Consider the following 13,391-nt stretch of genomic DNA (forward strand, 5'->3'; position numbering starts at 1 on the left):
AATTCTTCAACAACTTCAACCACTTGCGCTTCAGATCTCTCGTCAGCGGGAGGCGAATTCTACAGCGTTACACGCTGCTGTCAACACCTCTTTTTCAACTTCCTTTTGGCTTCGATGAACTGAAGCACTTGCTGCCGAAAACTGCGTAACTCATTGAATCTCAAGGAGTTTTCCGTTTCGACTGCGCCGGAAGTGGGGCGAATTATAGACGTCTGGGATTTGCCGTCAACCATTAATTTCGCTTTTCTTTCAATCACTTGCAGATTGGTTAAATAACGACCAAATGCACCTATATAAAGGAAGCAAACGCGATCCCTTCTATATAGAAGGGATCTTTAGAGCACCCCAGCCGCCTTCAACTCAGCCACCGCACCCGCGCCCAAGCCCAGCACACCTTGAAGAACCTCCAGCGTATGCTCACCCAATAATGGAGGGGCGCGTCGATACTCAACCGGTGTCTGCGACATGCGGATAGGGCTGGCCACCTGCGGCACCATTCCCGCCAGTGCATGCGGCAACTCTATCGCCAGGCCACGCGCCTTTACCTGCGGATCGTCAAACACCTGCGATAGATCATTGATCGGCCCACAAGGCACGCCCGCCTGCTCCAACTCGGCAACCCACTCGGCAGTCGTCTTGAACACCGTCGCCTGGCGAATCAGCGGAATCAACACCGCCCGGTTCGCCACCCGCAGCTTATTAGTAGCGAAGCGCGGATCGTCAGCCCACTGTGGCTGCCCCGCCACTTCGGCAAACTTGCGGAACTGCCCGTCGTTACCCACGGTAAGAATGAAATCGCCGTCGGCCGTAGGAAAGTCCTGATAAGGCACGATGTTCGGATGCGCATTACCCAAACGCTTAGGCGCATTGCCCGTGGTCAGATAATTCATCGCCTGGTTCGCCAGACACGCAACCTGCACATCCAGCAACGCCATATCGATGTGTTGGCCACCACCGTCGTGATCGCGATGAGCCAACGCTGCAAGAATTGCCACCGTCGAATACAGACCGGTAAGAATATCCGTCAACGCCACACCGACCTTTACCGGCCCGGCACCCTCATCACCCTCGGGACGACCGGTCAGGCTCATCAGCCCGCCCAGCCCCTGAATCATGAAGTCATAGCCAGCGCGCTTGGCATACGGCCCGGTCTGGCCGAACCCGGTGATCGAGCAATAGATCAGGTTCGGATTGATCGCCTTCAGCGATTCATAGTCCAGCCCATACGCCGCCAGACCACCGACCTTGAAGTTCTCGATGAGGATGTCCGACTTCGCCGCCAGCTCGCGCACCAGCTTCTGCCCCTCAGGACGCGTGAAGTCGATAGTCACCGATTGCTTGTTGCGGTTGGCCGACAGGTAATAAGCCGCTTCCGAGGTGTTCTCGCCATATGCGTCTTTAAGGAAGGGCGGCCCCCAAGCGCGCGTGTCGTCACCATTACCCGGGCGCTCAACCTTGATCACTTCGGCGCCAAGGTCGGCGAGGATCTGCCCGGCCCACGGCCCGGCCAACACTCGCGATAAATCCAGTACCCGCAGATGCGACAGCGCGCCCATGGTCGCTCTCCTATTAATAGAACGCCTGCAGACCGGTTTGCGCACGACCCAAAATCAACGCGTGAACGTCATGAGTACCTTCATAGGTATTCACCACTTCCAGATTGACCAGGTGACGGGCCACGCCGAACTCGTCGGAGATACCGTTGCCGCCAAGCATGTCGCGCGCCATACGGGCGATGTCCAACGACTTGCCGCAAGAGTTGCGCTTCATGATCGAAGTGATTTCGACCGCAGCGGTACCTTCGTCCTTCATGCGACCCAGACGCAGGCAGCCTTGCAGCGCCAACGTGATCTCGGTCTGCATGTCGGCGAGTTTCTTCTGGATCAATTGAGTAGCGGCCAATGGGCGACCGAACTGTTGACGATCCAGCGTGTACTGGCGAGCGGTGTGCCAGCAGAACTCGGCAGCGCCCAGTGCGCCCCAGGAAATGCCATAGCGCGCAGAGTTAAGGCAGGTGAACGGGCCTTTCAGACCGCGCACGTCCGGGAAGATGTTTTCTTCCGGCACGAACACGTTGTCCATGACGATCTCACCGGTGATCGATGCACGCAGGCCGACCTTGCCGTGAATCGCCGGAGCGCTCAGGCCTTTCCAGCCCTTCTCCAGGACGAAGCCACGGATGTCGCCGGCATCGTCCTTACCCCAGACCACGAACACGTCGGCGATCGGGCTGTTAGTGATCCACATTTTCGCGCCGGTCAGGCTGTAGCCGCCTTCGACTTTGCGTGCACGGGTGATCATCGCGCCCGGGTCGGAACCGTGGTTTGGCTCGGTCAGGCCGAAGCAGCCGATCCATTCGCCGGACGCCAGTTTCGGCAGGTATTTCTGTTTCTGGGCTTCGGTGCCGAATTCGTTGATCGGCACCATCACCAGCGACGACTGCACACTCATCATCGAGCGATAGCCGGAATCGACCCGCTCCACTTCGCGAGCAATCAGGCCGTAGCTGACGTAGTTGAGGCCGCTGCCACCGTACTGCTCAGGGATAGTCGCGCCCAACAGGCCGACTTCGCCCATTTCGCGAAAGATCGCCGGATCAGTCTTCTCATGACGGAAAGCTTCAAGAACACGCGGCGCGAGCTTCTGCTGAGCGAACTGCTCGGCGGTGTCGCGGATCATGCGCTCTTCTTCGGTGAGCTGTTGATCCAGCAGCAGGGGATCGATCCAGTTGAAGCTAGCTTTACCGCCCATGAGTGTTTCCTCGTAAATCGGGTGAATTAACGTGGCATTGATCCTAGGCGCGGTTCGCCGTCGCGGCAAACGAGGATTTCGCATTCTGTTGTGCTAATTTCTCACTCCGAAACGTCGCGAAATGCCTTTTATGCGGCGCATTAGTGAGGTTGACGTACATGCGCAGGAAGATCCCCAGCACCACCGCCCTGATCAGCTTCGAAGCCGCCGCACGTCACGAAAGCTTTACCCGCGCCGCCGAAGAACTTTCCCTCACCCAGGGTGCCATTTGCCGACAGATCGCCAGCCTTGAGGAGTTCCTCAGTGTCGAACTGTTCCGCCGTTCGCGACGCGGGGTGAAGCTGACCGAGGCAGGACTTTCCTACAGCCGCCGAGTCGCGACGCAACTTGATGCGGTTGAGCGCGACACCCTCTCAGTGATGGGCCAGCAAGGCACCAATGTGATCGAACTGGCGGTGGTGCCGACGTTCGGCACGCAGTGGCTGCTGCCTCGCCTGAAGGATTTCCAGCTCAAGCACCCGGAAGTCACAGTCAACCTGACCAATCGCACGCGGCCCTTCCTGTTTGCCGACACTGAGTTCGATGCGGCGATCTACTTCGGCGATGCCGACTGGTCGGGTACCGAATCCCACAGGCTGATGGGTGAAAATCCGATGCCGGTGTGCAGCCCCGCCCTACTCGGCAACAAGACGCTTCTGACCGCCGACGAGATTGCCGAGCTGCCGCTACTGCAACAGACCACCCGCCCTTACGCCTGGCGACAGTGGTTCAACTCGCAACACCTGAATATCCCCCGCGACATGACAGGTCCGCGCTACGAGCTATTCTCCATGCTCGCCCAAGCGGCCATGCACGACATGGGGATTGCGCTGATTCCACCGTTCCTGATTCAGCGGGAATTGGCAGAGAAACGTTTGGTGATTGCTAACCCCCAGGCACTCTCCAGCATCAAGGCCTATTACTTGATGATTCCCGAACGAAAGGTCGAATCGGCGTCTCTGAAGGCTTTTCGTGACTGGCTGGTAAATCAGGCACAGAGCTACAGCCTTGAAGGCTAAAGGCTTTCAGCGTTTGCTGACCTCGTAGTCAGAAAAACAAAAGCCCTACAGATATAACTATTTGTCGCATATGCACAGACTGTATCCGAAAGTCGTACAGACGTCCTACAAGCGCCTGCCGACGTGGCTTTGAGCCTCCATTCACGACGCATTGCGGCCTATTCACGTCACCGATGAGAAATTTTTCCATATTGCGCCAGAATCCTTGCAGGGCACGGCCTGTAAGGGATTCGACCAGGCATGTGCGACATTCGGTCACGGCATGACTTGTAGTTAATTTTCCGTCACCCGTCATAATCCCTTGAAGGGCATAAAGTTCGCCTGCAAAATGCCGCGCCCCGCCCTGATTTGGCGGGATCGTGCTGATCGGCCGCCCCAGTCGCACCATCCGTAGTGCATGGGTTTACTCAATAAGATCACGCAGGAGATTTGACGTGCACATTGGTGTTCCTCTCGAAACCCAGACCGGTGAAACACGGGTTGCTGCAACCCCGGAAACCATTAAAAAGCTGATCAGCCAAGGTCATAAGGTCACTGTGCAAACCGGCGCCGGCGTTAAAGCCAGTGTGGTCGACAGTGCCTATGAAGCGGCAGGCGCAATCATTGGCAGTGCCAATGACGCGTTTGGCGCCGAGCTGATTCTCAAAGTGGTCGCGCCAAGCGATGCCGAACTGACGCTGATCAAGCGCGGTACGGTGTTGGTCGGCATGCTCAACCCGTTCAACAACGAAACCATCGCGAAGATGGCCGAGTGCGGCATTACCGCGTTCGCCCTCGAAGCGGCGCCGCGCACCTCGCGCGCGCAGAGTCTCGATGTGTTGTCGTCGCAAGCGAACATTGCCGGCTATAAGGCTGTGTTGCTGGCCGCTCACCACTACCCACGCTTCATGCCGATGCTGATGACCGCTGCGGGCACCGTGAAAGCGGCGCGCGTGCTGATTCTTGGCGCCGGTGTGGCCGGGTTGCAGGCGATCGCCACGGCGAAACGTCTGGGTGCGGTGATCGAGGCGTCTGACGTGCGTCCGGCGGTGAAAGAGCAGATCGAATCCCTCGGCGCCAAGTTCGTCGACGTGCCTTACGAAACCGATGAAGAGCGCGAATGCGCCGTCGGTGTCGGCGGTTACGCGCGGCCAATGCCAGCCAGCTGGATGCAGCGTCAGGCGCAGGCCGTACACGAACGCGCCAAGCAGGCTGACATCGTCATCACCACCGCACTGATTCCGGGCCGCAAGGCACCGACGCTGTTGAGCGCGGACACCGTGGCGCAGATGAAACCGGGTTCGGTGGTCATCGACCTCGCGGCGGCTCAGGGCGGCAACTGCCCGCTGACCGTGGCTGACCAGGTCGTGGTCGAGAATGGCGTGACCATTTGCGGCCCGACCAATCTGGCCGGCGAAGTCGCTGCAGACGCTTCGGCGCTGTACGCACGCAACCTGCTGGACTTCCTCAAGCTGGTCTTCACCAAAGAAGGCCAGTTCGACGTCAACCTCGAAGACGACATCGTCGCCGCGTGCCTGATGTGCCGCGACGGCCAAGTCATCCGCAAAAACGCCTAAGCAGGGATTCAGACGATGGAAGAGCTTATCTCCCCCGGTATCTACAACCTGATCATCTTCGTGCTGGCAATTTATGTCGGTTACCACGTGGTCTGGAACGTTACACCTGCGCTGCACACGCCGTTGATGGCGGTGACCAACGCGATCTCGGCGATCGTGATCGTCGGCGCCATGCTGGCGGCCGCACTGACCGTCACGCCGCTGGGCAAAACCATGGGCACCCTCGCCGTGGCACTGGCCGCGGTCAATGTCTTCGGTGGCTTCCTGGTCACCCGCCGCATGCTTGAGATGTTCAAGAAGAAAGCCCCGAAAGTAAAAGAAGAGGCGCCGAAGTAATGAGCATGAATCTCGTCACGACGCTCTACCTGATCGCGTCGATCTGCTTTATCCAGGCCCTCAAAGGCCTGTCGCACCCGACTACATCGCGGCGCGGCAACCTGTTCGGCATGCTCGGCATGGCGTTGGCCATCCTGACTACCGTCGGCCTCATTTATAAGTTGGGCGCTGAGCTCGCGACTGCCGGTATCGGTTACGTGATCGTTGGCCTGCTGGTCGGCGGCACCGCCGGTTCGATCATGGCCAAGCGCGTTGAAATGACCAAGATGCCGGAACTGGTCGCCTTCATGCACAGCATGATCGGCCTCGCGGCAGTCTTCATCGCCATCGCTGCGGTGGTTGAGCCGCAATCGCTGGGCATCGTTAAACAGTTGGGCGACTCGATCCCGGCGGGCAATCGTCTGGAGCTGTTCCTCGGCGCGGCGATCGGTGCAATCACCTTCTCCGGTTCGGTGATCGCGTTCGGCAAGTTGTCGGGCAAGTACAAGTTCCGCCTGTTCCAGGGCGCACCGGTACAGTTCACCGGTCAGCACAAGTTGAATGCGGTACTGGGCCTGGCGACACTGGCGCTCGGCCTGACCTTCATGTTCACCGGCAACCTCACCGCGTTCGCGCTGATGCTGGCGCTGGCGTTCGTGATGGGCGTGCTGATCATCATCCCGATTGGCGGTGCAGACATGCCGGTCGTGGTGTCGATGCTCAACAGCTACTCGGGCTGGGCGGCGGCAGGTATCGGCTTCTCGCTGAACAACTCGATGCTGATCATTGCCGGCTCGCTGGTGGGTTCGAGCGGTGCGATCCTCTCGTACATCATGTGCAAGGCGATGAACCGTTCCTTCTTTAATGTACTGCTCGGCGGTTTCGGCAACACAGCCGATGCAGGCCCTGCCGGTGCGAAAGAAGCCCGTCCGGTGAAATCCGGTTCGGCTGACGACGCGACTTTCCTGCTGACCAACGCCGACACCGTGATCATCGTGCCGGGTTATGGCTTGGCAGTAGCACGAGCACAACATGCGCTGAAAGAGCTGACCGAGAAGCTGACCCACCGTGGCGTGACCGTGAAGTACGCGATCCACCCGGTTGCCGGCCGTATGCCGGGGCACATGAACGTTCTGCTCGCCGAGGCCGAAGTGCCTTACGATCAGGTGTTCGAGATGGAAGACATCAACTCCGAGTTCGGCCAGGCCGACGTGGTGTTGGTGCTCGGCGCGAACGACGTGGTCAACCCGGCCGCGAAGAACGATCCGAAGTCGCCGATTGCCGGCATGCCGATACTCGAAGCGTTCAAGGCCAAGACCATCATCGTCAACAAGCGCTCGATGGCCAGCGGCTATGCCGGCCTGGACAACGAACTGTTCTATCTGGACAAGACCATGATGGTCTTCGGCGACGCGAAGAAAGTCATCGAAGACATGGTTAAAGCGGTCGAATAATTCCCCGCTGCAACACCGAACGCCCCGACTTGTCGGGGCGTTTTTGTTTGCGCAAACAGTCGGACAATTTGCCGCGTTGTTGCAGATCCAGTAACGGTGTTTTACTTGAAACCCGCTGAATAGACGCCTCGTTTGCGACCTTGGTAGCGGGACAGGCGCCCGTCAAATTCACTAGACTGCGCATCCTGCTACTCGCTTCCCGAGATAATAATCCATGTACCGTGACCGTATTCGCCTGCCTTCGTTGTTGGACAAAGTGATGAGCGCCGCCGACGCAGCCGCTCTGATTGAGGACGGCATGACCGTTGGCATGAGCGGTTTCACCCGTGCCGGCGAAGCCAAAGCCGTCCCTCACGCATTGGCCGAGCGCGCCAAGGTCACGCCGCTGAAGATCAGCCTGATGACCGGCGCCAGCCTGGGCAACGACCTCGACAAACAACTGACCGAGGCCGGCGTACTGTCGCGGCGCATGCCGTTCCAGGTCGACAGCACCTTGCGCAAGGCGATCAACGCCGGCCAGGTGATGTTCATCGATCAGCATCTGTCGGAAACCGTCGAGCAACTGCGCAATCAGCAACTGAAGCTGCCGGACATCGCGGTCATCGAAGCCGTGGCCATCACCGAACAGGGCCACATCGTGCCGACCACCTCGGTGGGCAACTCGGCGAGCTTCGCGATTTTCGCCAAACAGGTGATTGTCGAGATCAACCTGGCGCACAACGCCAACCTCGAAGGCCTGCACGATATCTATATCCCGACCTACCGCCCGACGCGCACTCCGATCCCGCTGGTAAAAGTCGACGACCGCATCGGCAGCACGGCGATTCCGATTCCGCCGGAGAAGATTGTCGCCATCGTTATTACCCAGCAGTCGGATTCGCCGTCCACCGTGTCAACGCCGGACGTCGATACCAACGCCATCGCCGAGCATCTGATCACCTTCTTCAAGCAGGAAGTCGACGCCGGGCGCATGACCAACAAGCTCGGCCCGTTGCAGGCGGGGATCGGCAACATTGCCAACGCAGTGATGTGCGGCCTGATTGACTCGCCGTTCGAAGACCTGACCATGTACTCCGAAGTGTTGCAGGATTCGACCTTCGACCTGATCGACGCCGGCAAGCTGAGCTTTGCTTCGGGCAGCTCGATCACCTTGTCGGAGCGCCGCAACAGCGACGTGTTCGGCAATCTCGAGAAGTACAAGGACAAACTGGTACTGCGTCCACAGGAGATCTCCAACCACCCGGAAGTGGTTCGTCGTCTGGGCATTATCGGGATCAATACGGCGCTGGAGTTCGACATCTACGGCAACGTCAATTCCACCCACGTCTGCGGTACGCGGATGATGAACGGCATCGGCGGTTCGGGCGACTTCGCGCGCAATGCGCACCTGGCGGTGTTCGTGACCAAGTCGATCGCCAAGGGCGGCGCAATTTCCAGCGTGGTGCCGATGGTCAGCCACGTTGACCACACCGAGCATGACGTCGACATTCTGGTGACCGAAGTCGGCCTGGCCGACCTGCGTGGCCTGGCGCCACGGGAGCGCGCGCGGGTCATCATCGACAACTGTGTGCACCCGGACTTCCGCCAGGCGCTCAACGATTACTTCACGGCGGCCTGTGCGATCGGTGGTCACACCCCGCACATCCTGCGTGAAGCGTTGAGCTGGCACATGAATCTGGAAGAAACCGGGCGCATGCTCGCGGTGTAATTCACACAGATAAACCGCTGATGCAAACACAGTTTGTGTCAGCGGACTCTCGCAAGTCCCCCGCGTTACAAAAACTGTACTGCTGTACTGGTCATTTCCTACAGTATTTGCCTACCTTTCCTGACGAATTGAGCAAAAACGCACTACTTAAGTGCGGACAGGTACAGTTTGCTCTATTTCGACCCGTACACCGCCTATAAACAGTTAACTGGTCACTCACAATACAGTTGAACTGTATCTAGAGAGACTAGGCAAACGAGAGGATCATGGGCACCAGTCAAACCACTACCTGATCCCGCCACAAGCGGAAGGATGTCAACCATGGAACGTACACTCAGTTCCGAACTGTTCTTCGAAGACAAAGCTGCAAAAAACCAGGCTTCCATGCCTCTGCGCGTTCTCGCCAACCTGATGTTGTGGCAGCGCCGCATCTCCAGCCGCCACCAATTGGCCCGTCTGGATTCGCGTTTGCTGGCAGACGCCGGTATCAGCGAAGCTCAACGCTACGAAGAGCTGAGCAAGCCGTTCTGGCGCTAAGCAGCGTCGCTGGCTCTGGTCGTTAGACCCACCGCCAGCAACCCGAATTGCACAAACAAAACCCGTAGTGGGAAACCACGACGGGTTTTGTCGTTTCAGCGCTCAGAAAAACCCAAACCAGTACAGTTCATATACGCTGAATAACAACCAGTACAATTGTAGGAGCTGCCGAAGTGCGATCTTTTGATCTTGAAAATCCAAAGATCGCAGCCTTCGGCAGCTCCTACAGGTTTTTCGTCTGGATGCTGGTTTGGCGAACGCATCTGCGCCTAATATCCACACAGAACGTGGCGAATGATGCGCAACAGGCGTCTGACTCCTCAGATACCGAGCCACCTCTCAATACGGTTTATTCACAGGAGTTACATCATGTCCCGTCTTCGCCTGCTCAGCGCTGCTGCCCTTTTGGCCGTTGCTGCCAACGCCAGCGCCACCAGTTTCATCGTTACCACTGACGCCGTCGTCGGTGCGCTGAAATCTTCGTCCGACGCCACTTCCGATGTGACCTCGTCGTTCCGTGACGACAAAATCGTCCTCGCTGCCCGTGATGACGCGGCCAGCTTCGTCGCTACCCAAGGCGATATCCGTGGCGTGAAACTGGAAAGCGCGCTGGATCACATCCGCCACCAGGCTCCACAACTGAACGCGACCGACGCAGAGCTGGCTCAGGCCATTCTGACGATCTAAGCGATTCGAGCATTGCGGGACACGCCAGCCGTGTCCCGATGTTTCGAGACTGGCTCTGGCCCGGGCATTGCGCTAGCCTTGCGGCTCGCTAACAGTTACCGAGTCCGATGCGTTTTCTTCCAAATCTGCTGATCCCTTCCGTATTGCTGAGCGCCTGTTGGGCGACGTCGGTCGATGCCTATGATGCTTTCAATGCGTCGACCCAAGGCATTGTCGTCAGTGGTTACGCCACCAGCATGGTGTCTTCCGCGCCTTTCGACCGTAAACTGCTGTTCGCCGCTCACGATGACGCGGCAGCGTTCGTGGCCACTGACGGCCAATTGCGTGGGGCGCAGCTGGAATCCGCGCTTAATTACCTGCGTAAAAAACGGCCGAAACTTCATGTCTCTGACCTTGAACTGGCAGAAGCAATTCTCGTCCAATAGTTAACCTAGCCCTTAGTTAACCTGTCCTTCCGGAGTCGTTCCATGCGTAGCCCGCTGATTGCTGCCGCCCTTGGCCTGTTTTTGTTGGCCGACGTGGCCCAGGCGCACACCCTGGTAGCCACCAGTAACATCATCGTTCGTGCCTCCCAGCGCACCATCGATTTCACCTCCGATACCACCACCTCGATCCGCGACTCGAAAATCATCCGCGAAGCGCATGATGACGCCGCCAGCTTCGTCGCCACCAACGGTGATATCCGTGGCGCGCACCTTGAAGCCGCCCTCAACACATTGCGCACGCGCGTCCCGGAAGCCCGCGACGCCAGTGATCAGGTACTCGCCGAAGCCATCCTCGCACTGTGAAGTCACTCGGCGCCTGGCTGCTGGCCGGCGCGTTGTTGCTACTTGGCAACAGCGCCCACGCCAGCCTGCAATTGCGGCTCAAGACCGACGGTCTGAGCCCCGCCCAACAACAGGCCAGCCAGGCGCTGATCGATGAGGCGATGCAAAAACTGCCGCCGAGCTTTATCGAGCGGCTGGATCGGCGCATCGATGTCGGCTGGACCGACGACATGCCTTCCAATGCCTACGGCCAGGCGACGCTGGTTGCCGAACTCGATCTGAACCGCAAACTGCTCGCCGGCCTCACCGATGGCAGCGCCGCGAAAGAGAAAACCAATCGCCCCCACGGCACTGTGCGCCAGGAATTGCTCGCCACGGTGCTGCACGAAATTACCCACATTTATGACCGCGCCCGCTTGTGGCCGGACGCCGAGCGCACGCTGATCCAGCGCTGCACCCGCCGCTTCAACAGCGCCGGGCTGATAGGCATCCCAGATGAATGCCGTGGCCAGAACGGCCGTCGCTTTACCCTCAGCGATGATCCGCGCTTGCTCGACCTCGCCGGTTGGCAGCAATACGTCGGCCGTCGCGGTGAGCGTGAGCAGCACAATCGGCAGATCGCCCGCAGCCCCGATCTCTACGAGATTTCCAGCCCGAAAGAGTTCGTCGCGGTCAACATGGAGTACTTCCTCCTCGACCCGAGCTACGCCTGCCGCCGCCCCGCGCTGTACCGCTATTACCAACAACATTTCGGCTGGGCGCCACCGGCCAAAGACACTTGCAGCAAGACCTTCGCGTTTTTGAACGCCGGTAACGACTTCGCCAAGCAGCCACTGGGGCACGTCGATCCGGAGCGGGTTTACGCGGTTGATTACTTGCTCGCAGAGGCCAATCAGAACTGGGTCAGCCGCTGGGGCCACAGCATGTTGCGGCTGGTAATCTGCGCGCCGGGCCGTCCGCGTGGGCCGGATTGCCGACTCGATCTCGATCAGCATCTGGTGTTGTCGTACCGCGCCTTTGTCGGCGATGTGCAGCTATCGAGCTGGGACGGACTGGTCGGCAAATACCCTTCGCGACTGTTTGTGCTGCCGCTCGCACAGGTGATCGACGAATACACCAAGACCGAATTACGCAGCCTCGCCTCCGTGCCGATCAACCTGACACGGGAAGAGATCGAAGGCGTGGTCGAACACGCTGCCGAGATGCATTGGAGCTACGACGGCAACTACTTTTTCCTCTCCAACAACTGCGCGGTGGAAGGTTTGAAACTGTTGCGCAGCGGCAGCGATAACAGCCAGTTCGTCGGACTCGACAGCATCATGCCCAACGGCTTGCTGGAAGTGATGAAGGGCCGCGGGTTGGCCGATACCAGCGTGTTGGATGATCCGAAAGAAGCACTGCGTCTGGGTTATCGTTTCGACTCGTTCCGCGATCGCTATCAGGCGATGTTTGATGTGTTGAAGAAGCAGCTGCCGATCAAACAGACCACCGTTGAGGAATGGCTGTCGCTCACCGCCGAAGAACGCCGCGAGTGGTTCGAGCGTGCGGATCTGCGCACCAGCGCCGCCTTGTTGTTGCTGGAGCAGGCGAGTTATCGACGTCAGTTGTTGCTGGCGCAGGATGAGGTCAAGCAGCGTTACCTCGGCGCGCGTGAGCTGGAGAACGGCGGCATGGACAAGGCCAACGCGACGCTGCAGGAAATCCTCGCCAACAGTGGTTTCCTCAGTCGTCCGGCGGAGCTTCTTGATAGTCGTGGTTATGGGTTGCCACAGCCGAGCGAGTTCAAGCGACTGGAAGATGAAAGCAGCCAGCGGCAGAAGAAGTTGCTGGTGCTGTCGGGTGATCTGGATGCCGAAGTGCGCAAGTTGCTGGAGCCGAAGCGCGCTGCCGAGATTGCCGCGAGTGAGGAGAATGTGAAGCAGATTGGTGCGCATTTGCGCAAATTGCACAAGGCATCGGGTGGACTTGAATTGCCTTGAAAGCAAAAGATCGCAGCCTGCGGCAGCTCCTACAGGGATTTGTGGATATTCCTGTAGGAGCTGCCGCAGGCTGCGATCTTTTGACTGACTAACGATTAATACAGCACGCCATCGAGGATTTCGTAAACGATCCCGGTGCCCACCGCGATCAGCACGATATCGCCGCCAGTCCGGCGCCATTCGTAGCCCGGATACACCGGCAAGCGACCCAACGCACGACTGTCCAGACGCTCGCCGTAATAGCCGTGCGGCAGCGGCCGGCCACGCTCCAGATGAATCCCCGGAGGCGGCGGTGCACCGCGCACAAAGTAGCCATGATTGTCACGAATGGTCTGGCGCACCGGGCCGAAGTCGTGCGGTGGCGGGCCGCCACGGTGATCGTTCTGCGGGCCACGGTGATCGTCGCGATGATCATCACCATGGTTATCGTAATGGCCCTGCTGCGAGCCGCCTTGGTCGTGATCATCGCGCTGATCGGCGCTGGCCAGCAGCGGTGTCGCACTGATCAACAGCACGCCCAATCCGGCTATCAGACGTTTCGGCATTTTCATCGGGTCTTTCCTCACGGCACAAACAGCA

General features: G+C 58.9%; 13 protein-coding genes. 10 read left to right on the forward strand and 3 right to left on the reverse strand.

From position 1 onward, the window contains the following. Positions 1-335: 335 nt before the first annotated feature. Both GVL50_RS12585 and GVL50_RS12590 read right to left on the reverse strand, forming a co-directional pair. A complete protein-coding gene (locus GVL50_RS12585; protein WP_159813313.1) occupies positions 336-1,556 on the reverse strand; it encodes a CaiB/BaiF CoA-transferase family protein in 1,221 nt (406 codons plus the stop codon). A gap of 13 nt (positions 1,557-1,569) precedes the next feature. Further along, complete coding sequence (locus tag GVL50_RS12590) at positions 1,570-2,751, reverse strand: acyl-CoA dehydrogenase (protein WP_159813315.1); 1,182 nt, start codon at positions 2,749-2,751, stop codon at positions 1,570-1,572. 158 nt (positions 2,752-2,909) lie between these two features. On the opposite strand from GVL50_RS12590, the gene GVL50_RS12595 reads away from it, so the two are divergent. The 10 genes from GVL50_RS12595 (at position 2,910) to GVL50_RS12640 (ending at position 12,812) form a co-directional block, all read left to right on the forward strand. Beyond that, positions 2,910-3,809, forward strand: a complete 900-nt coding sequence (locus tag GVL50_RS12595; protein WP_159813317.1) for a LysR family transcriptional regulator — start codon at positions 2,910-2,912, stop codon at positions 3,807-3,809. A 434-nt stretch (positions 3,810-4,243) separates the two neighbouring features. Next, a complete protein-coding gene (locus GVL50_RS12600; protein ID WP_159813319.1) occupies positions 4,244-5,365 on the forward strand; it encodes a Re/Si-specific NAD(P)(+) transhydrogenase subunit alpha in 1,122 nt (373 codons plus the stop codon). A gap of 15 nt (positions 5,366-5,380) precedes the next feature. Further along, positions 5,381-5,701, forward strand: coding sequence for an NAD(P) transhydrogenase subunit alpha (locus GVL50_RS12605; RefSeq protein ID WP_003187417.1), 321 nt, complete (start codon positions 5,381-5,383; stop codon positions 5,699-5,701). Continuing rightward, a complete protein-coding gene (locus GVL50_RS12610) occupies positions 5,701-7,134 on the forward strand; it encodes an NAD(P)(+) transhydrogenase (Re/Si-specific) subunit beta (RefSeq protein ID WP_008081130.1) in 1,434 nt (477 codons plus the stop codon). Before GVL50_RS12605 ends, GVL50_RS12610 begins: the two co-directional genes overlap by 1 nt. 214 nt (positions 7,135-7,348) lie before the next feature. Beyond that, a complete protein-coding gene (locus GVL50_RS12615; RefSeq protein ID WP_008081132.1) occupies positions 7,349-8,842 on the forward strand; it encodes an acetyl-CoA hydrolase/transferase family protein in 1,494 nt (497 codons plus the stop codon). A gap of 321 nt (positions 8,843-9,163) precedes the next feature. Next, positions 9,164-9,379: a DUF1127 domain-containing protein gene (locus tag GVL50_RS12620; RefSeq protein WP_053116413.1), complete on the forward strand. Its 216-nt coding sequence runs from the start codon at positions 9,164-9,166 to the stop codon at positions 9,377-9,379. A 369-nt stretch (positions 9,380-9,748) separates the two neighbouring features. Further along, a complete protein-coding gene (locus GVL50_RS12625) occupies positions 9,749-10,066 on the forward strand; it encodes a DUF2388 domain-containing protein (protein WP_008081137.1) in 318 nt (105 codons plus the stop codon). 107 nt (positions 10,067-10,173) lie between these two features. Continuing rightward, entirely contained in the window at positions 10,174-10,491 is a 318-nt protein-coding gene (locus tag GVL50_RS12630) for a DUF2388 domain-containing protein (RefSeq protein WP_159813321.1), read from the forward strand. A gap of 42 nt (positions 10,492-10,533) precedes the next feature. Next, positions 10,534-10,854 (forward strand): DUF2388 domain-containing protein, encoded by a 321-nt coding sequence (locus tag GVL50_RS12635; protein WP_007911662.1) that lies wholly within the window; start codon positions 10,534-10,536, stop codon positions 10,852-10,854. Continuing rightward, on the forward strand, positions 10,851-12,812 hold the full coding sequence (locus GVL50_RS12640) for a DUF4105 domain-containing protein (protein ID WP_159813323.1): 1,962 nt from the start codon (positions 10,851-10,853) through the stop codon (positions 12,810-12,812). The genes GVL50_RS12635 and GVL50_RS12640 overlap by 4 nt, the downstream gene beginning before the upstream one ends. A 95-nt stretch (positions 12,813-12,907) precedes the next feature. Here the strand turns inward: GVL50_RS12640 and GVL50_RS12645 are convergent, their stop codons facing one another. Continuing rightward, on the reverse strand, positions 12,908-13,363 hold the full coding sequence (locus GVL50_RS12645) for an anti-virulence regulator CigR family protein (RefSeq protein WP_159813325.1): 456 nt from the start codon (positions 13,361-13,363) through the stop codon (positions 12,908-12,910). Positions 13,364-13,391 lie beyond the last annotated feature (28 nt).

Origin of the sequence: Pseudomonas sp. 18058, assembly GCF_902706155.1 — a bacterium.
In the GTDB taxonomy this organism is placed as follows: Bacteria; Pseudomonadota; Gammaproteobacteria; order Pseudomonadales; family Pseudomonadaceae; genus Aquipseudomonas; species Aquipseudomonas rustica.

What these genes read in the sequence shown, in the direction of transcription:
- GVL50_RS12605 (WP_003187417.1), top strand. Translation starts at nt 5,381, where the DNA reads ATGGAAGAGCTTATCTCCCCCGGTATCTACAACCTGATCATCTTCGTG.
- GVL50_RS12590 (WP_159813315.1), bottom strand. Translation starts at nt 2,751, where the DNA reads ATGGGCGGTAAAGCTAGCTTCAACTGGATCGATCCCCTGCTGCTGGAT.
- GVL50_RS12585 (WP_159813313.1), bottom strand. Translation starts at nt 1,556, where the DNA reads ATGGGCGCGCTGTCGCATCTGCGGGTACTGGATTTATCGCGAGTGTTG.
- GVL50_RS12620 (WP_053116413.1), top strand. Translation starts at nt 9,164, where the DNA reads ATGGAACGTACACTCAGTTCCGAACTGTTCTTCGAAGACAAAGCTGCA.
- GVL50_RS12630 (WP_159813321.1), top strand. Translation starts at nt 10,174, where the DNA reads ATGCGTTTTCTTCCAAATCTGCTGATCCCTTCCGTATTGCTGAGCGCC.
- GVL50_RS12625 (WP_008081137.1), top strand. Translation starts at nt 9,749, where the DNA reads ATGTCCCGTCTTCGCCTGCTCAGCGCTGCTGCCCTTTTGGCCGTTGCT.
- GVL50_RS12635 (WP_007911662.1), top strand. Translation starts at nt 10,534, where the DNA reads ATGCGTAGCCCGCTGATTGCTGCCGCCCTTGGCCTGTTTTTGTTGGCC.
- GVL50_RS12645 (WP_159813325.1), bottom strand. Translation starts at nt 13,363, where the DNA reads ATGAAAATGCCGAAACGTCTGATAGCCGGATTGGGCGTGCTGTTGATC.
- GVL50_RS12610 (WP_008081130.1), top strand. Translation starts at nt 5,701, where the DNA reads ATGAGCATGAATCTCGTCACGACGCTCTACCTGATCGCGTCGATCTGC.
- GVL50_RS12615 (WP_008081132.1), top strand. Translation starts at nt 7,349, where the DNA reads ATGTACCGTGACCGTATTCGCCTGCCTTCGTTGTTGGACAAAGTGATG.
- GVL50_RS12595 (WP_159813317.1), top strand. Translation starts at nt 2,910, where the DNA reads ATGCGCAGGAAGATCCCCAGCACCACCGCCCTGATCAGCTTCGAAGCC.